Here is an 18,900-nt window from a genome sequence, read left to right as displayed (position 1 = left end):
TTATTTTAGGAATTTTTGTGGTAAAAAGTGGGGTTAAGTGGTAAAACCAATAAAGATATCTATTTTTTTGATTTTTAACAATTAAAAAATAGTAAAATTTTATAAATAATGGTGTTTAAATGTTTAGTGGGGCAATTTTAGTCAATTTAGATAGTAAAGGACGGATGTCTATTCCTACTCGCTATCGTGAAAATTTGTCTGAAGGTATGGTTTGCACAATTGGTTTATATCATTCTTGTCTTACACTTTATTCTATGTTTGAATGGATGAGAATTGAACAGCAGTTGTCAACATTATCTACAATCATTGAATCTGAACGTAGGATTAAACGATTATTATTAGGTTATGCGGCAGAATGCTTTATGGACAATTCAGGACGTATCTTAATACCATCTACATTACGCACTTATGCTAAGTTAGAAAAACATATAATGTTCGTTGGCCAATCTAATAAATTTGAAATTTGGGATGAAGCAATTTGGTATCAGCAAATTAGTGAAGATATTGCTGCACTACCAGTAGATATTGAAAACTTATCTGATAATTTAAAAAATTTAACAATTTAAAAAGAGTAAAAGTTTGATGGATTATCAACATACAACAGTATTATTAAATGAAGCAATAACAGCATTAAATATAAAAAAAGACGGTATTTATATTGATGGTACTTTTGGGCGAGGTGGACATTCGAAATTAATACTTCAGCAACTTGGTCCAAAAGGAAAATTAATCGCTATAGATCGCGATGATCGTGCTCAAAAAGTTGCTTTAAATATAAATGATTCTCGATTTACTTTTATACATGGTGAGTTTTCAAATGTTTATCAGTATGCTGATGAGCAAGGCTTATTAGGCAAAATTGATGGATTTTTGTTGGATCTTGGTGTGTCTTCACCACAGTTAGATAATCCTGAAAGAGGGTTTTCTTTTATGCGTGATGGGCCACTTGATATGCGGATGAATAATCACAAAGGAATGACGGCAAGCGAATGGCTGCTAAATAGCAGTGAAGACGATATAGCATGGGTGCTGAGAACATTTGGTGAGGAAAAATTTGCTAAACGCATTGCACGAGCCATTGTAGAGCAAAATAGAGTTTCACCTATTACGCGTACTTTAGAATTAGCTAATTTAATCGTAAAAATAATACCTAAAAAAGATAAGAATAAGCATCCTGCAACGCGTAGTTTTCAGGCTATCCGAATCTATATTAATAGTGAGTTAGAAGAAGTTGAACAAGCATTAAATAGTAGTTTGCCTTTGCTTGGAAATAATGGACGACTTGCCATAATTAGTTTTCATTCTTTAGAGGACAGAATAGTAAAACAATTTATTAATAAACAAAGCAAAGGTCCAGAATTTCCAGCTGGATTACCACTGACAGAAGAACAAATTAAGCAATATGGAACAGCGAAATTAAAATCGCTTGGTAAAATTAAGCCTAGTAGCATTGAAATCTATAATAATCCACGTTCTCGAAGCGCAATATTAAGGATAGCAGAAAGGAAAAATGAACACTAATCAATACAATGATAATTATCATGATAATACTTATGTTGGCACAGGCAGTCAAAAAAGGTCAACTAAGAGTTTATTTGGCTTGATTATTAGTGATTTTCTTACGCATCAAAAATTTTCATTATTTTTACTGGCACTTATTGTTGCTTCATCTGTTGCTGTTTTAATTACAACTCAGCAGGTTCGTAGACAGTTATTTGAACGTGAGCAACTTTTATTAGAACAAGATGTATTAGAAAGTGAATGGCGTAATTTAGTTATTGAAGAAAATGTGCTTGCCGATCCAAAACGTATTGAAAGTAAAGCTAAAAACCAATTAGGCATGTCCTATGTGGCGCAAAAAAATGAAACTGTTATTGTGATAAAGAGTAAATAATGAAACCAATAACAAAACATAAAAAAGATAGAGCTAAGAATAATAAAATTAATAAACTAAATAGTAAAAAACAGTTTTTTACGCCTAGTCGATTTTATCTTGTCTATTGTTTAATTATTTTTGCGATTATCTGCTTAATGACCAGAATGGCAATTTTGCAAATCATTGAACCAGACAAGCTTATTGCTGAAGGAAATAAACGTTCTCTTCGTCATCAAGAAATGGATGCACCAAGAGCAATGATTACTGATCGCAATGGGCGTGCATTAGCGGTAAGTGTGCCCATGTTTGATGTTTGGGCTGATCCTAAAATTGTAGTGCAAAAAGGTGGCGTGAATCCAGCAGATGCAAGGTGGCAAGGATTGGCAAAGGTTCTTAATATTCCAATGTCAATACTTGAACAAAAGCTTAATAACCCATCGATGCGTTTTGTTTATTTATCAAAACAAATAACACCGACAATATCTGGTTATTTGAAAAAATTAAAATTACCGGGAGTATCTTTTGCTAAAACGTCTAAGCGTTATTATCCAGCTGCTGAAAATATTGCCCAATTGATTGGTTTAACAGATATTGACGAGCATGGCACTGAAAAAGGATCGGAAGGTATTGAAAAAAGTTATAATAAATGGCTAATAGGAGAATCAGGACAACGTATTGTAAGGCGTGATCGGCGTGGTAATGTTATTGAAGAATTAGAACGAATAAATAGTGAAACTGCATCTGATTTAACATTAAGCATAGACGAACGCTTACAATCTTTAGTTTATAGTGAACTTACTCAAGCAGTTGAATTTAATAAAGCAGACAGTGGTACAGCAGTACTGATTGATGTTCATACAGGTGAGATTTTGGCAATGGCAACAAGCCCATCTTATAATCCTAATAATCGTTCATTAATTGATTATGCTTTATTGAGGAATCGTGCAGTGACTGATGCCTTTGAGCCAGGTTCAACAGTTAAACCTCTAGTAGTAATGGCGGCGTTAGAAAAGAAAATTGCAGATTTAAATACGGTTATTGATACGAGACCATTTTATGTAAATCGTTACGAAATTAAAGATGTCTCATATCAAAAATCACTTAATTTAGCCGGTATTTTAGAAAAATCGAGTAATGTAGGGGTAAGTAAATTAGCCTTACAGATGCAACCAGCTGACTTAGTTGAATATTATAGCCGTTTTGGATTAGGACAAACTACAGGTCTTGGATTAGGAGGTGAAGTTAGTGGATCAATTGCGGCCGATAGAACTCGAAAATGGGCAGATATTGAAAGAGCTACATTTGCATTTGGATATGGTTTGAGTGTTACCCCACTACAATTAGCCAGAGCTTATGCAACCATTGGTAGCTATGGTATTTATCGCCCTGTTTCAATAATAAAAGTAACAAAACCTGTCCAAGGTGAAAGAGTGGTACCTGAAAATATAGCTAAAAAAGTGGTTCAATTGATGGAAGCTGTTGCTGTCACTGGAGGTGGAGTTAAAGCATCTATTCCAGGATATAGTGTTGGAGTTAAAACAGGTACAGCAAAAAAGCTATCGGATGGGCGATATGTTAATCAATATTTAGCTTATACAGCAGGTATAGCTCCCGCTACAGCACCAAAATATTCGTTGGTTGTCGTTATTGATAACCCAAAAGCTGGTCAATATTATGGGGGATCTGTTTCTGCACCTGTTTTTAGCCATATCATGGGGGGGGTGTTACGAACAATGAATGTAAAACCGGATCGTCAAGTTGATGGCCAAATGATTATTTATTAATGGGTGGTAAATGATGACTATAATCACATTTAAAACATTATTCAGCTTATTAGGTGGAAATAATAACGAATGTATAGAAGATTTTCCTGTCAATTATTTACGTATTGATAGTCGTATGGTCAAAAAAAATGATGTTTTTGTTGCAATTAAAGGGAGCACTGTTGATGGAAAATCATTTATTCCACAAGCTATTCAAGCCGGAGCTGTTGCTGTATTAATCGAGGCAGATAAAAAATCAGATGATCTTCATATTGATTATATTAAAAAAGGAAAAAGAAATATTCCTCAAGTAAAAGTGTTTCGATTATCTAACCGTATGTCTTATATAGCAAATGATTTTTACCATTCTCCTTCAAAAAAATTATCCGTTATCGGTGTGACAGGGACAAATGGAAAAACTACAGTTACGCAGCTTATAGCTCAATGTGCAACTTTACTAAATGAAAAAGTAGCACTTTTGGGAACCATTGGCAATGGTATTTATAATCAACTTGAACAGTCAGAAAATACAACAACATCAGCAATTGATGTTCAAACATTTTTGGCTGATTTTGTAAAAAAATATGTCAAAATTGTTTCTATGGAAATTTCTTCCCATGGATTAGTTATGAATCGAGTTAAAGGAATAACTTTTGCTGCAACAGTATTTACTAATTTAAGTCGTGATCATCTTGATTATCATAAAACCATGGGGAAATATGCTAAAGCAAAGTGGTCATTATTTAGTCCTGAAACAAAAGATAAGCAAGTTGTCAATTCTGGTAAATCAATTATCAATTATGATGATAAATATGGTAAGCGGTGGATTGAGAAACTTTCACAAGTCACTGCTGTTTCATGTCAACCAAAATCGCTGAGTCATTTAAAAAATTTGAATATTCCGTATGTAGGTGTATCCATGATTGAGTATCATGATAAAGGGGCCAAGATTCATATGGAATCAAGTTGGGGTCATGCTGTTATTTATAGTCGATTATTGGGTGAGTTTAATGTATCAAATTTACTAATGTGTATAGCAACATTATTAACACTTGATTTTCCATTTTTTTCTGTAGTTAACATGGTATCTTTCCTTAAACCTATCTGTGGGCGTATGGAGGTACTACATGCCAATCATCGGCCGACCTTCATTGTTGATTATGCTCATACTCCAGATGCATTGCAAAAAGCTTTACAAGCAAGCCGCATTCATTGTAAGGGATCTTTATGGGTGATCTTTGGTTGTGGTGGTGATCGAGATTCTGGTAAAAGACCATTAATGGGTGAAATAGCGGCACAGTATGCTGATAAAATCGTCTTAACTAATGATAACCCAAGAACTGAAGATGGAATGAAAATTATTAATGACATTAAGCAAGGTTTAGCTGAGAGTAAAAACGTACAGGTTATTATTGATAGAGTTGCAGCTATTACGCAAACTTTTGCTCAAGCCAAGGCTAATGATGTGATTTTAATTGCGGGTAAAGGGCATGAAGATTATCAAATTATTGGAAAAACAAAACATTATCATTCAGATCAAGAAATAGTGAAGCAGCTTCTAGGAGTAGAGAATCCATTATGATTCCATTAACTATAAAACAAATTAAAAACATGGTGGGTGGCGAATCTTATTATATTCAAGATGAAGGTCTTGTAGTTAATTTAATTTGTACAGATTCACGTAAAATTGCTAAACATGCATTGTTTATTGCTCTAGTTGGTGAGCATTTTGATGGGCATTTATTCGCTGAGCAGGCAGTTAAAGATGGTGCTACTGTCGTGATTGTCAATCATAAGCTGGATAAGATTGTACCACAGATAGTTGTGAAAGATACTCGGCAAGCTTTAGGGCAAATAGCGGCTTTTGTTCGACAGCAAAGTCTGGCTAAAATTGTTGCTGTAACGGGATCATCAGGTAAAACATCCGTTAAAGAGATGACCGCTGCAATTTTGCAATGTTGTGGTAACACTCTCTATACTCAGGGAAATTTTAATAACGATATTGGTGTTCCACTGACATTACTGCGATTAACTGAGCAAAATCAGTTTGCTGTCATAGAATTAGGAGCGAATCATATCGGCGAGATTGCTTATACTACTAATATGGTCAAACCACAAAGCGTCTTAATCAATAATATAGCTGAAGCACATATAGAAGGGTTTGGCTCATTTGAAGGTGTTGCAATGGCTAAAGGTGAAATATTTGAAGGGTTATCTCGAGATGGAATCGCTATTATTAATTTAGATAGCTACTGCGATAAATGGCTTAATCAATTAGTAAATAAAACTGTTTGGACTTTTTCATTAAATAATACATCAGCTGATTTTTATGCTAGCGATATTCAAATTTCAGAAAAAACAAAATTTATTTTACATACGCCCAATGGTGAAAGTGAAATTGTATTACCAATAATTGGATTGCATAATGTTTCTAATGCGATAGCAGCATCTGTTTTAGCTCTTTCAGTAGGAGCAGATATCCAACAAATCACAAAAGGTTTAGTAACATTACAACCAGTTAAAGGCCGTTTATTCCCAATCAGATTAAATAAAACCCAATTGATTTGGGATGATTCATATAATGCTAATGTTGGTTCAATGTCAGCTGCTATACAAGTTTTAGTAAAACAGCCAGGATTTAGAGTTTTAGTGGTTGGTGATATGGGAGAATTAGGACTAGAATCTGAAAAATATCATCGACAAATAGGCAAACTTGCTCATGATGAAAAGTTAGATTGTGTGGTAAGTGTTGGCAAATTAAGCTATTTTATTAGTCAGTATAGCGGTGTAGGTCACCATTTTAATAATAAACAAGACGCAGTAAATTTTCTGTTAACGTTATTACGACAATACCCTATTTTAACTATGCTAGTTAAAGGTTCTCGTAGTGCCAAAATGGAAGAAATCATAGAAAAAATTCAATTACACAATTCAAAATGAATCAGGATTAAAATTATGTTGGTGTGGATATCTGAGTATTTAGTTAAATATTTCTCTTTTTTTAATGTTATCTCTTATTTAACCGTAAGGGCAATTTTAGGTCTATTAACCTCATTAACTATTTCATTAATTATGGGGCAAAAAACTATTGATTGGTTACAAAAATTACAAATTGGACAAGTTATTCGGAATGATGGTCCAGAATCACATTTAAGTAAAAAAGGTACTCCAACTATGGGGGGAGTGCTTATTTTAGCATCCATTATATTATCGGTGTTTTTATGGGCAGATCTCCGTAATCCATATGTTTGGGTGGTGTTATTTGTTTTAATTGGTTATGGTGTTATTGGATTTGTCGATGATTATTTAAAAGTAATTCGAAAAAATAGTGCTGGACTTATTGCGAGATGGAAATATTTTTGGCAATCATTTATTGCATTGGTTGTTGCTTTTGGTCTTTATACTTATGGTAAAGATAGTTCGGTTACAGTTTTGCTTGTTCCATTTTTTAAAGATGTCATGCCGCAACTAGGACTATGTTTTATTTTACTAACCTATGTGGTTATTGTTGGAGCGGGTAATGCTGTTAACTTAACCGATGGGCTTGATGGATTGGCAATTATGCCGACTGTTTTTGTAGCTGCAGGGTTGGCTTTGGTTTCTTGGGCTACAGGTAATATTAATTTTGCCACCTATTTACATATCCCCTATATTAAATTTAGTGGAGAGTTGATGATTATTTGTACGGCAATTATTGGTGCTGGCCTTGGCTTTTTATGGTTCAATACTTATCCTGCAATGGTTTTTATGGGGGATGTCGGATCACTTGCTTTAGGTGGTGTTTTAGGTATTATTTCGGTTTTATTGCGACAAGAATTTTTGTTGCTCATTATGGGGGGGATATTTGTAATTGAAACCTTGTCTGTTATTTTACAAGTCGGCTCATTTAAATTACGAGGAAAAAGAATTTTTAAAATGGCACCAATTCATCATCATTATGAATTAAAAGGTTGGCCAGAACCTAGAGTTATTGTGCGATTTTGGATAATTTCATTGATGTTAGTCGTAATTGGTTTATTAACTTTGAAATTACGTTAATTATAATATACCAGGATTAAATTATGATCAGCTATCAAGGCAAAAACGTCGTCATTATTGGTTTAGGCATCACAGGGCTTTCTTGTGTGGATTATTTTCTTTCTCAAAATGTTATTCCTAAAGTAATTGATACCCGTTTATTGCCATCAGGATTAGAACAATTAGATAAACGTGTTGATTACCACTTAGGAGAGCTGAAACTTGATTGGTTGCTTAATGCTGATTTGATTATTACTAGTCCTGGTATTGCTTTATCCATGCCTGAACTAGTACAAGCATCAAAAAGAAATATTGAAATTATAGGTGATATTGAGCTTTTTTGCCGTGAAGTAAACCAACAAAACAATAAACAAATTGTTGCTATAACTGGAGCTAATGGAAAAACTACAGTTACTTCGTTAGTTGGTGAAATTATTAAGTCTTATGGTATAAAAGTTGGTGTTGGCGGCAATATAGGTCAACCAGCATTATCGTTGTTGTCACAGGATTGTGATATTTATGTACTTGAGCTATCAAGTTTTCAACTTGAAACAACAAATAGTTTAAGAGCCACAGTGGCGACAATTTTAAATATTTCAGAGGATCACATGGATCGTTATCCACAAGGTTTAATGCAGTATGTTGAAGCTAAACAACGTATCTATATTAATGCTAAATATTGTGTTATTAATAATGATGATAAATTAACCCATCCAAAAATTGAGCATAGTGATTGCTTCTCATTTGGATTAAGTGTTGGCAATTATCATTTAGATAATCAATATGAACATTTAATTGCTCAAGAACACTCTGTTTTATCAACAAATGTTATGAAACTTACTGGCTCTCATAATTATCTTAATGCATTAGCCGCTTTAGCTATTGTAGATAAATTAGGAATTTCCCGTGAATCGAGCTTAGCAACAATAGCTAATTTTCGTGGATTACCTCATCGTTTCGAATTGGTGTTTGAACAAAATGGCGTGAAATGGATTAATGATTCTAAAGCAACTAATGTGGGTAGTACTGAAGCTGCGTTAAAGAGTATCGTTTGCAATGGTACATTATTTTTATTATTGGGTGGTGATGGGAAATCTGCTGATTTTAAATCATTAGTCCCCTATTTTAAGGAAAGAAATCTTAAAATTTTCTGTTTTGGACGCGATCGCTTTATACTTGCTAAGTTAGCACCTAATGTTACAACGGTTACGGAAACGCTTTCTGAGGCAGTGCAAATTATTGCTAAAAAAGTTGTTTCAAATGATGTTGTTTTACTTTCGCCTGCATGTGCCAGTTTAGATCAATTTAAAAATTATATTGAACGTGGAAAACAGTTTGTACAACTTGCTAAGCAATTTACGCAAAGGAGCACGAAATGACATTTTTATGGATAAAAAAACAAGTTAATCCACATATACCATTTGATAATGATCTACTTTGGACCATACTAGGATTAATGATAATAGGATTAATTATGGTGACATCTTCATCAATGTCATTTAGTGAAAGTAATCCGTTTTTTTATACTCAGCGCCAACTTATTCAGCTTGGTATATCAAGTTTTTTAATGTTTATAACTTTATATATTCCAATACAGCGCTGGCAACAATTTGGCACAGTGCTATTAATTATCGCGATTATTATGTTAGTCGTTGTCTTAGGTATCGGTTCTTCAATTAATGGTGCTTCTCGCTGGATACCATTAGGCGTTTTTAATTTTCAACCTGCAGAACTTTCAAAATTAGCACTATTTTTATTTTTAGCTGGGTATTTGTCGCGTAAATCAGATGAAGTACAAAGTGGCTTTTGGGGTTTTTTTAAACCAATGGTTGTTATGGCAATCCTTTCAATTTTGTTACTGAGACAACCTGATTTAGGCACAGTCATTGTTTTATTCATGGTTACAATTGGTATTTTATTTATTGCTGGTGCTCAATTGTGGCAATTTATTGCTATTTTATTAACGGGTGTTGGTGCAGTGATTTGTCTAATTTTATATGAAGCTTATCGTCTAACTCGCTTACTAACATTTCTTGATCCTTGGAAAGATGCAACTGGATCGGGCTATCAATTAGTTGCCTCTTTAATGGCTATTGGTAGTGGTGGTATAACTGGGCAAGGTATGGGGAATTCAATATTAAAATTAGGTTACTTACCGGAATGCCATACTGACTTTATTTTTTCAATTATTTCTGAAGAATATGGTTATGTTGGTGTGGCAGCATTGCTGTCTTTACTGTTCTTTTTGACATTTAAAGCAATGGCGATTGGTTATCGTGCTTTAAATGATGGTTCGCTATTTTCAGGTTATTTAGCTTGTGAAATAGGTATTTGGTTTGGTTTCCAAACTTTCGTTAATGTTGGGGTAACATCGGGTATGTTACCAACTAAAGGTTTAACATTACCATTTATTAGTTATGGTGGTTCAAGCCTTATTGTAATGAGTATTGCCGTTGCAATATTACTTAGAATAGATTTTGAATTTAGACAAAGACAAGCGCAAGCAAGAATGAGGTCAATAAAATAATGAGGAAATTATTAATTATGGCAGGTGGAACTGGAGGACATGTATTCCCTGGTATTGCTGTTGCGCATTATTTAATGAAACAAGGTTGGGAGGTTAGATGGCTTGGTACTGCGGACAGAATGGAAGCACATCTTGTTCCTGAAAATGGTATTGAAATCGATTTTATCGAGATATCGGGTTTACGCGGAAAGGGTATTAAGAGTTTATTTAAAGCCCCTTATAAAATTCTAAAAGCGGTTTTACAAGCGCGAAGAATTTTAAAAACTTATGCTCCTGATGTTGTTTTAGGCATGGGAGGGTATGTGTCTGGTCCTGGTGGAATTGCAGCTAAAACACTGGGAATCCCTATAGTATTACATGAGCAAAATGGCGTTGCAGGCTTAACAAATAAATGGTTGGCAAAAATTGCGACTAAAGTTTTACAAGCATTTCCTACTGCGTTTCCTAATGCAGAAGTTGTAGGAAATCCTGTTCGTAGTGATCTATTAACAATGGCACCGCCTGAAATAAGATTTAAAGATTCAGAAAGACCAATAAGAATACTCGTCATGGGAGGTAGCCAAGGAGCCAGAATTATTAACGATGTTGTTCCTCAAGTGATAACAGAATTATCTGACAAATATGTTGTTTGGCATCAAACGGGTAAAAGTATGTTTGAATCTGTAATACAAGCTTATCAACACTGTGATATGACAAATAATAAAGTTACTGAATTTATTACTGATGTAGCAGAAGCTTACAATTGGGCCGATATTGTAATTTGTCGAAGTGGGGCATTAACAGTTAGTGAAATAGAAACTGTTGGGATTGGCGCTATTTTTGTTCCATTTATGCACAAAGATCGCCAGCAATACTGGAACGCAAAACCTTTAGCAGATATAGGCGCAGCAGAAATTATAGAACAACCTGATTTTAATGTGAAATCATTATCAAATATATTGTTAAAATTAAGTTATGAAAAGTTAAGTGAAATGGCGATTAAAGCTAAAAGTTTATCTATTGTAAATTCAACAGAAAGAGTGGCAGAAACACTTAAATCAGTGATAAAATAATTAGTTTTTGATATAACTTTATGTAATAATCTTTTCAATTTATTATAGATTAGGTTAATGTATAGGTAAAAATAATATTAATTACAGAAAAAACAGTTAATAATAATTTAGAAAAGCTTTAAAAAGAAATAAAACTAAACATTATTAAACAATAACAAAATATTTAGGGGTTAAATGGTGGATACAAAGGAATTAGTTGAGTTAAGAACAATTATTCCCGAAATGAAACGTGTCAGACATATCCACTTTGTGGGGATCGGCGGTGCAGGTATGGGGGGGATTGCTGAAGTTCTTGCTAATGAAGGTTACAAAATAAGCGGCTCGGATATCTTAGAAAATGCAGTTACTCAACATTTAGAAACGTTAGGTGCTAAAATTATTATTGGCCATGCAGCTGAAAATATACTTAATGCTAGTGTTGTTGTTATCTCATCTGCTATTTCACAAGATAACATTGAAGTAGTTGCTGCTCGTGAATCACGCATACCTGTTATTCAACGAGCTGAAATGCTTGCTGAGTTGATGCGTTTTCGTTATGGTATAGCAATTGCCGGAACACATGGTAAGACAACAACAACCGCCATGGTTACCGCTATTTATGCTGAAGCAAAATTTGATCCGACATTTGTAAATGGAGGTTTAGTTAAAGCCGCGGGAACTCATGCTAAATTAGGTAGTAGTCGTTATTTTATTGCTGAAGCCGATGAAAGTGATGCATCATTTCTACATTTACAACCTATGGTGTCTATTGTTACCAATATTGAAGCTGATCATATGGATACCTATCAAGGTAATATTGAAAACTTAAAACAAACATTTATCTCTTTCTTACACAATCTTCCTTTTTATGGACTAGCAATAATGTGTTATGACGACCCAATTAATCGTGAATTATTACCTATTGTTGGTCGTAAAATTATCACCTATGGTTTTAATGAAAATGCCGATGTTGTTATAAAAAATTATCGTCAAGAACGAGGTATGAGTTATTACACTGTTTGTCGCCCAGGTCATAATGACTTGCATATAGAATTAAATGCACCAGGAAAACATAATGCCTTAAATTCAGTTGCAGCCATTGTTGCTGCAACTGAAGATGGTATTGATGATGAACCAATTGTCCAAGCATTGGCTAAATTTGCTGGTACAAGTCGCCGTTTTGATCTATTAGGTATCTTTCCTCATGTAAGTGGTCAAGATATTATGATGATTGATGATTATGGCCATCACCCAAGTGAAGTTAATGCAACAATCCAAGCAGCAAGAAATGGTTGGCCCGATCGTCGCTTAGTGATGTTATTTCAACCTCATCGATATACTCGAACTCGTGATTTATTTGATGACTTTGCGCAAGTGCTTTCACAAGTAGATGCATTGGTAATGTTAGATGTTTATTCTGCAGGTGAACAACTTATTACAGGTGCTGATAGCCGTTCTTTATGTCGATCTATTCGTAATCGAGGTAAAGTTGACCCAATTTATGTTTCTGATTTAGATTTTTTGCCTCAAATAATGAAAGAAATATTAAAAGGTGGAGATCTGTTGTTAACACAAGGTGCTGGAAGTGTTGGTCGTATTGCTCGCCAGTTGGCCAACGTTGAATTATTTTCGAGAGAGGATTTATAATGGTGGTTGATAAAGTTGCAGTATTGTATGGCGGAACATCTGCCGAGCGAGAAGTTTCACTCAAATCAGGTAAAGCTGTACATGCAGGATTATTGGCAAATGGTATTAATGCACATCTTATTGATACTAAAGATCACTCTATTACACAATTAAAAAAAGAAGGGTATACAAAAGCATTTATTATTTTACATGGACGTGGTGGTGAAGATGGTATTGTTCAATCAATCTTGACTTATCAAAACATTCCTTATACAGGTAGTGATATTCTTTCATCATCACTGACTATGGATAAGCTAAAAACAAAGTTAATTTGGAAAGCACTTGGTCTACCTGTTGCTGATTATGTTATGATTAATAAATCGCAGATGATTGATATTGATGCTATTGTAAGGCAACTTGGATTTCCTTTGTTTGTAAAACCAATTCATGAAGGTTCTAGTGTAGGTATGGCTCGGGTTAATGAAGCATCTGAGTTAAAAACTGCCATTGGCATTGCGTTTCAATATGATGATGCGGTTATGATTGAGTCATTTTTAGCTGGACCAGAATTTACAGTAGCAATTGTAGGTGAAGAAGTTTTACCTACAATTCGTATTAAACCCACTGCCGAATTTTATAATTATGATGCAAAGTATCTATCGAACTCAACGCAATACTTTTGCCCAAGTGGATTACCTGATAACAAAGAACAAGAGATTCGTAAATTAGCACTAGATGCTTATAAGGCCGTAGGATGCAGAGGTTGGGGACGGGTAGATGTTATGTTTGATGCTAATGAAAATCCGTATTTGCTTGAAGTTAATACAGCACCGGGCATGACCGATCATAGTTTAGTACCAATGGCAGCAAAACAATATGGGTGGTCATTTAATGAACTTGTAGCTAGAATCTTAAATTTGGCAACTCTATAATTAACTTTATTTATGAAACAAGTTAGGCAGGCGGCACATAGACGAGAAGATAAAAATAGAAGGCGGCTGCTTATTTTTTGTAATACTGAACAACTGATAGGCTTTTTGTTCTTTATTATGATTATTTTTATTAGTGTTTGGATTGTTCAAAGTGTTAAAGATTGGATGGATGATCCAGAGCAGATGGTATTATCACAATTGACGTTAAGTGGTGAACATACTTATACGTCAGAAGATGATCTTAGAGAGGCTATACTCGGATTGGGGTTACCCAATACTTATATAGGTCAGGATGTAAACGATATACAACAAGAAATACTAAGATTTCCTTGGGTTAAACAGGTTAGTGTACGTAAACAGTGGCCTGATAGATTAATTGTATATATAGAAGAATATAAACCTGCATTTTATTGGAATGATTTATTTTTACTTGATAACAATGGAAATGTGTTTAGCGTACCACTAGATCGTATTTCTGAATTAGAATTACCAAGGCTTTATGGTCCAGAAGGCAAAGCAAAGCCTGTATTAGAGACTTATGTCAAATTAAATGATATTTCCAAAAAATTAGCTAGCAACCAACTGGTTTTGCATATTAAAGCGGCCATAGCGGATGAAAGAAATGCATGGCAATTGATAGTGAAACAATGCATAGGTGATTTTTGCGAGGAAGTTCAGGAATTAAAATTGATGTTAGGTAATGAAAATATTGAACAACGTTATCAACAATTTATTAAATTATTTCCTGAAATACAGTTAAGAATACCAGCAGATGAAAGAATAACGGTCGCTGATTTACGTTATGAGAATGGCATTTCAGTAAAGAGAGAAAAAATGCTGCAGAAGGGAATAAATTAAGGCTGAAATATGAAAGTAACTGAAAAAAAATTGGTCGTTGGACTAGAAGTGGGTACATCTAAAGTTCTCGCTCTTGTTGGCGAAGTTCTCCCCGATGGTATTATCAATATTATCGGCGTTGGTCATTGTCCGTCTAAAGGTGTTGATAAAGGTGGCGTAAATGATTTAGAGTCAGTAGTTAAATCAATTCAGCGAGCAATCGATCAAGCGGAATTAATGGCCGATTGTCAGATATCTTCTGTTTATTTAAGCCTTTCAGGTAAACACATTCGTTGCCAAAATGAAATAGGTATGGTACCGATAGCTGATGAAGAAGTCACTACTGAAGATGTTGAAAATGTAGTCCATACTGCGAAATCTGTTAGAATTTTAGATGAACATCGTATATTACATGTTATTGCACAAGAATATTCCATAGATTTACAAGAAGGAATTAAAAATCCGATAGGTTTGTCAGGTGTTCGCATGAAGGCCAAAGTGCATTTAATTACTTGTCATAATGATATGGCAAGAAATATTGTGAAAGCAGTAGAACGTTGCGGTTTGAAAGTGGATCAACTTATTTTTTCTGGATTGGCTTCAAGTTATGCTGTTTTAACGGATGATGAAAAAGAGTTAGGAGTATGTGTTATTGATATCGGTGGTGGAACCATGGATGTAACAGTTTATACTGGCGGTGCCTTACGTCATTCTGTTGTAATCCCTTATGCAGGTAATGTTGTTACTAGTGACATTGCTTATGCATTTGGTGCTCCACCGATGGATGCTGAAAATATTAAAATTCGTTATGGTTGTGCTGTTGGTTCTTTAATTGGTAAAGATGAAGTTATTGATGTTCCAAGTGTAGGAGGAAGGCCATCACGTTCATTACAACGTCAAACTCTTGCAGACGTTATTGAACCTCGTTATTCAGAATTATTGTCATTAGTGCAAAAAGAATTATTAACGCTTCAAGATGAGCTTAAAAAGCAAAATATAAAATATCAATTAGCTGCAGGAATAGTTTTAACTGGTGGTGCAGCGCAAATAAAAGGGATGGTTCAATGTGCTGAAAAAGTTTTTCAAAATCAAGTCCGTATTGGACAACCACTGAATATTTCAGGATTAACCGATTATGTACAAAAGCCTTATTGTTCAACAACAGTAGGATTATTGCATTACGGAAAACAAAGTTTATTAAATGATGATAGCAAAGATAATAGCAAGTCATCATTAAAAGGGATAGCTAAACGATTGACCGGTTGGTTTAAAAAAGAATTTTAGCTAATATATTTCAAGAACTTCGTGGACATTGTTGGCGGCTATCTGTACAATGTTCTCAGATTGTATATTTGGAGATAAGTTATGTTTGAGCCTATGGTTGCAGATGATGAACCAGCAGCAGTCATTAAAGTTATTGGTGTCGGTGGTGGTGGCGGTAATGCTGTCGAACATATGATTGCTGAGCATATTGAAGGTGTTGAATTTTTTGCAGCAAATACTGATGCACAAGCATTAAAAAGAATTAAGGTAAGTCAAACTATCCAGATCGGCACTAACGTTACTAAAGGACTTGGTGCAGGAGCTAATCCTGAGGTGGGTAGGAACTCAGCAGAAGAAGATCGAGAGGTTATTCGCAGCGCAATTGAAGGTGCGGATATGGTTTTCATCGCTGCAGGAATGGGGGGGGGCACAGGCACTGGTGCAGCTCCTGTAGTTGCTGAAATAGCAAAAGAATTAGGTATTTTAACGGTGGCTGTCGTCACAAAACCTTTTGGTTTTGAAGGTAAAAAACGAATGGCTTTCGCTGAACAAGGTATTGCTGAATTAGCAAAACACGTTGATTCACTGATTACTATTCCAAATGATAAATTGCTTAAAGTTTTAGGTCGCGGTGTTAAATTACTTGACGCTTTTGCTGCTGCAAATGGGGTTCTAAAAGGCGCGGTGCAAGGCATAGCTGAGTTGATTACTAAACCAGGTCATATAAACGTAGACTTTGCTGATGTTAGAACAGTGATGTCTGAAATGGGGTATGCTATGATGGGGTCTGGTCGCGCAAGTGGTGATAATAGAGCTGAAGAAGCAGCTGAAATGGCGATTTCAAGCCCATTACTTGAAGATATTGATTTATCCGGTGCTCGAGGTGTATTGGTTAATGTAACCGCTGGTTTAGATTTAGGTTTGGAAGAATTTGAAACCGTAGGTAGTACTGTTAGAGCTTTTGCGTCCGATAATGCAACAGTTGTCGTTGGAACAACTTTCGATCCTGATATGTCAGATGAAATTCGTGTAACGGTGGTTGCAACAGGTATTGGAATGGATAAACGCCCAGAAGCAAAAATCACTAAGCCGATTCAACAAAACTCATTATTTGGCCAAAGTAATACTTTGGGAAAACAAGAAGAGAAATTAGCTAAAGTGGTGAATGAACAATCAATTTCACCTCTTGAAGAAAATAAAATTTTAGATATTCCTGCTTTTATTCGTAAGCAAGCGAATTAAGAGTGAACTTATTTGGATTTTTATTGTCTTATATCAATAGAAACAAATAAAAATAGTAGGTGCCAAGTGAAACAAAGAACATTAAAAAAGACAATTCAAGCAACTGGTGTTGGTCTTCATACTGGCAAGAAAGTTACTTTGACGTTGCGTCCTGCACCTGAAAACACAGGTGTTATTTATCGACGTACTGATTTAAACCCATACGTCGATTTTCCAGTTGATGCAAAATCAGTGCGTGATACCATGCTTTGTACCTGTCTGGTGAATGAAGATAACGTTCGAATCTCGACTGTTGAACATATTAATTCTGCATTAGCTGGGCTTGGTATCGATAATATTATTATTGAGGTAAACGCACCAGAAATTCCAATTATGGATGGAAGTGCAAGCCCATTTGTATATTTATTGTTTGATGCAGGTATTATTGAGCAAAATGCACCTAAAAGATTTTTACGTGTTAAAGAAACTGTCCGTGTTGAAAATGGCGATAAGTGGGCCGAAGTTAGACCTTATAGTGGATTTAGGTTAGATTTTACTATTGATTTCCATCATCCAGCTATTGATAACAGTTCACAACGCTACCAGTTAGATTTTTCATCTGAATCGTTTATTCGTCAAATAAGTAGAGCGAGAACATTTGGTTTTATGCGCGATATTGAAGCATTACAATCAAAAGGTTTGTGTCTTGGTGGTAGTTTAGATTGCGCTATTGTTGTTGATGATTATAAAGTTTTAAATGAAGATGGTTTACGTTTTGAAGATGAGTTTGTGCGTCATAAAATGCTCGATACAATCGGTGATTTATACATGGTAGGTCATAATATGATCGGTGAGGTAGTTTGTTATAAGTCTGGGCATGCACTAAATAATCTATTATTGCAAGCATTATTAGCGAAACAAGATGCATGGGAGTATGTGACATTCACTGATGAGCAGGCTGTTCCTCTTGCATTGGGGACTCAGCAGCTTGTTTTAGCATAACCTTTTCGATTAATTATTATTTATAAACGCTTCCATTTCTAATGGGAGCGTTTTTATTTTATTGTTAAAGAGAAACTAGCATGAATAATAGTCATTTTTTTGCTCATTTATCACGATTAAAATTGATTAACCGTTGGCCTTTAATGCGCAATGTAAGGACTGAGAATGTGTCAGAGCATAGCCTTCAAGTTGCTTTTGTTGCTCACGCCTTAGCAATTATTAAAAATAAACGATTTAATGGTAAGATAAATCCGGAAAGGGTAGCTTTATTAGCAATGTATCATGATGTATCAGAAGTTATTACTGGCGATCTTCCAACTCCTACGAAATATTACAATCCACAAATAACAGTTGAATATAAAAAGATTGAAAAAATTGCACAAAATAAGTTAATTAATATGCTTCCAAAAGAACTACAAGATGATTTTAGAACACTTATTGATGATGATTATTATGGTGAGTATGAAAAGAGTATAGTAAAACAAGCAGATGTATTATGTGCTTATCTAAAAACAATTGAAGAATTAAGTGCCGGTAATAATGAATTTAAATTAGCAGAACAGCGTTTAAAAAAGACATTATCAGAGCGTAACAGCCCTGAAATGAATTATTTTTTAGAAGTATTTGTTCCAAGTTTTAGTTTATCTCTAGACGAAATAACAATGGATAAATAGAGTGGGGATAAAAATTTTTCTTGGATAATCTCTCTTAACCTTAGATTTATTATGATGCTCTTTTAAGAAAATAAAGCATCATCTTTTAACTGACTAAATTAAAAAGCTATTATTAAAAGGAATAATTGTTG

17 protein-coding genes are annotated in these 18,900 nt (G+C 34.6%); all 17 read left to right on the top strand.

Annotation, left to right across the window (positions count from 1 at the left end):
* Positions 1–119: 119 nt before the first annotated feature.
* The 17 genes from mraZ (at position 120) to yfbR (ending at position 18,769) form a co-directional block, all read left to right on the top strand.
* Positions 120–566 carry a division/cell wall cluster transcriptional repressor MraZ gene (gene mraZ, locus A9G48_RS07280; RefSeq protein WP_034944276.1) on the top strand — a complete coding sequence of 149 codons (447 nt, stop codon included), beginning with the start codon at positions 120–122 and terminating at the stop codon, positions 564–566.
* Between the two features lie 16 nt (positions 567–582).
* Positions 583–1,521 carry a 16S rRNA (cytosine(1402)-N(4))-methyltransferase RsmH gene (gene rsmH, locus A9G48_RS07275; protein WP_034944273.1) on the top strand — a complete coding sequence of 313 codons (939 nt, stop codon included), beginning with the start codon at positions 583–585 and terminating at the stop codon, positions 1,519–1,521.
* Entirely contained in the window at positions 1,511–1,894 is a 384-nt protein-coding gene (gene ftsL / locus A9G48_RS07270) for a cell division protein FtsL (RefSeq protein WP_051825074.1), read from the top strand. The genes rsmH and ftsL overlap by 11 nt, the downstream gene beginning before the upstream one ends.
* The gene (ftsI, locus tag A9G48_RS07265; RefSeq protein WP_080715856.1) at positions 1,894–3,660 is read left to right on the top strand and encodes a peptidoglycan glycosyltransferase FtsI; all 1,767 of its coding nucleotides are present in this window, start codon (positions 1,894–1,896) and stop codon (positions 3,658–3,660) included. The genes ftsL and ftsI overlap by 1 nt, the downstream gene beginning before the upstream one ends.
* A 10-nt stretch (positions 3,661–3,670) precedes the next feature.
* Complete coding sequence (gene murE, locus A9G48_RS07260) at positions 3,671–5,221, top strand: UDP-N-acetylmuramoyl-L-alanyl-D-glutamate--2,6-diaminopimelate ligase (RefSeq protein ID WP_081299257.1); 1,551 nt, start codon at positions 3,671–3,673, stop codon at positions 5,219–5,221.
* Positions 5,218–6,579: a UDP-N-acetylmuramoyl-tripeptide--D-alanyl-D-alanine ligase gene (gene murF / locus A9G48_RS07255; RefSeq protein WP_034944269.1), complete on the top strand. Its 1,362-nt coding sequence runs from the start codon at positions 5,218–5,220 to the stop codon at positions 6,577–6,579. The genes murE and murF overlap by 4 nt, the downstream gene beginning before the upstream one ends.
* Positions 6,580–6,594: 15 nt before the next feature.
* Positions 6,595–7,677: a phospho-N-acetylmuramoyl-pentapeptide-transferase gene (mraY, locus tag A9G48_RS07250; RefSeq protein ID WP_034944266.1), complete on the top strand. Its 1,083-nt coding sequence runs from the start codon at positions 6,595–6,597 to the stop codon at positions 7,675–7,677.
* 23 nt (positions 7,678–7,700) lie between these two features.
* Complete coding sequence (gene murD, locus A9G48_RS07245; RefSeq protein WP_065576013.1) at positions 7,701–9,035, top strand: UDP-N-acetylmuramoyl-L-alanine--D-glutamate ligase; 1,335 nt, start codon at positions 7,701–7,703, stop codon at positions 9,033–9,035.
* Complete coding sequence (gene ftsW / locus A9G48_RS07240; protein WP_051825073.1) at positions 9,032–10,183, top strand: cell division protein FtsW; 1,152 nt, start codon at positions 9,032–9,034, stop codon at positions 10,181–10,183. The genes murD and ftsW overlap by 4 nt, the downstream gene beginning before the upstream one ends.
* Entirely contained in the window at positions 10,183–11,235 is a 1,053-nt protein-coding gene (gene murG / locus A9G48_RS07235) for an undecaprenyldiphospho-muramoylpentapeptide beta-N-acetylglucosaminyltransferase (RefSeq protein WP_034944260.1), read from the top strand. Before ftsW ends, murG begins: the two co-directional genes overlap by 1 nt.
* A gap of 174 nt (positions 11,236–11,409) precedes the next feature.
* Positions 11,410–12,861, top strand: coding sequence for a UDP-N-acetylmuramate--L-alanine ligase (gene murC, locus A9G48_RS07230; protein ID WP_255309151.1), 1,452 nt, complete (start codon positions 11,410–11,412; stop codon positions 12,859–12,861).
* A 2-nt stretch (positions 12,862–12,863) separates the two neighbouring features.
* Complete coding sequence (locus A9G48_RS07225; protein WP_034944806.1) at positions 12,864–13,772, top strand: D-alanine--D-alanine ligase; 909 nt, start codon at positions 12,864–12,866, stop codon at positions 13,770–13,772.
* 12 nt (positions 13,773–13,784) lie between these two features.
* Positions 13,785–14,630, top strand: coding sequence for an FtsQ-type POTRA domain-containing protein (locus A9G48_RS07220; protein WP_051825071.1), 846 nt, complete (start codon positions 13,785–13,787; stop codon positions 14,628–14,630).
* A 9-nt stretch (positions 14,631–14,639) separates the two neighbouring features.
* Positions 14,640–15,893, top strand: a complete 1,254-nt coding sequence (ftsA, locus tag A9G48_RS07215; protein WP_034944257.1) for a cell division protein FtsA — start codon at positions 14,640–14,642, stop codon at positions 15,891–15,893.
* 81 nt (positions 15,894–15,974) lie between these two features.
* Positions 15,975–17,114: a cell division protein FtsZ gene (gene ftsZ, locus A9G48_RS07210; protein ID WP_034944256.1), complete on the top strand. Its 1,140-nt coding sequence runs from the start codon at positions 15,975–15,977 to the stop codon at positions 17,112–17,114.
* Positions 17,115–17,180: 66 nt separating this feature from the next.
* A complete protein-coding gene (gene lpxC / locus A9G48_RS07205) occupies positions 17,181–18,095 on the top strand; it encodes a UDP-3-O-acyl-N-acetylglucosamine deacetylase (RefSeq protein ID WP_034944255.1) in 915 nt (304 codons plus the stop codon).
* 80 nt (positions 18,096–18,175) lie between these two features.
* On the top strand, positions 18,176–18,769 hold the full coding sequence (yfbR, locus tag A9G48_RS07200; protein ID WP_065576012.1) for a 5'-deoxynucleotidase: 594 nt from the start codon (positions 18,176–18,178) through the stop codon (positions 18,767–18,769).
* Positions 18,770–18,900 lie beyond the last annotated feature (131 nt).

Source organism: Gilliamella sp. wkB18, from assembly GCF_001690875.1.
Taxonomy (GTDB): domain Bacteria; phylum Pseudomonadota; class Gammaproteobacteria; order Enterobacterales; family Orbaceae; genus Gilliamella; species Gilliamella apicola_A.
This window is presented reverse-complemented; position numbering and strand designations above follow the sequence as displayed.

Bases quoted from the DNA above. Each gene is read 5' to 3' on its own strand.
- ftsW (WP_051825073.1), top strand. From the start codon at position 9,032: ATGACATTTTTATGGATAAAAAAACAAGTTAATCCACATATACCATTT.
- murG (WP_034944260.1), top strand. From the start codon at position 10,183: ATGAGGAAATTATTAATTATGGCAGGTGGAACTGGAGGACATGTATTC.
- ftsL (WP_051825074.1), top strand. From the start codon at position 1,511: ATGAACACTAATCAATACAATGATAATTATCATGATAATACTTATGTT.
- ftsA (WP_034944257.1), top strand. From the start codon at position 14,640: ATGAAAGTAACTGAAAAAAAATTGGTCGTTGGACTAGAAGTGGGTACA.
- ftsZ (WP_034944256.1), top strand. From the start codon at position 15,975: ATGTTTGAGCCTATGGTTGCAGATGATGAACCAGCAGCAGTCATTAAA.
- ftsI (WP_080715856.1), top strand. From the start codon at position 1,894: ATGAAACCAATAACAAAACATAAAAAAGATAGAGCTAAGAATAATAAA.
- rsmH (WP_034944273.1), top strand. From the start codon at position 583: ATGGATTATCAACATACAACAGTATTATTAAATGAAGCAATAACAGCA.
- murF (WP_034944269.1), top strand. From the start codon at position 5,218: ATGATTCCATTAACTATAAAACAAATTAAAAACATGGTGGGTGGCGAA.
- murE (WP_081299257.1), top strand. From the start codon at position 3,671: ATGATGACTATAATCACATTTAAAACATTATTCAGCTTATTAGGTGGA.
- murD (WP_065576013.1), top strand. From the start codon at position 7,701: ATGATCAGCTATCAAGGCAAAAACGTCGTCATTATTGGTTTAGGCATC.
- murC (WP_255309151.1), top strand. From the start codon at position 11,410: ATGGTGGATACAAAGGAATTAGTTGAGTTAAGAACAATTATTCCCGAA.
- mraZ (WP_034944276.1), top strand. From the start codon at position 120: ATGTTTAGTGGGGCAATTTTAGTCAATTTAGATAGTAAAGGACGGATG.
- yfbR (WP_065576012.1), top strand. From the start codon at position 18,176: ATGAATAATAGTCATTTTTTTGCTCATTTATCACGATTAAAATTGATT.
- A9G48_RS07220 (WP_051825071.1), top strand. From the start codon at position 13,785: ATGAAACAAGTTAGGCAGGCGGCACATAGACGAGAAGATAAAAATAGA.
- mraY (WP_034944266.1), top strand. From the start codon at position 6,595: ATGTTGGTGTGGATATCTGAGTATTTAGTTAAATATTTCTCTTTTTTT.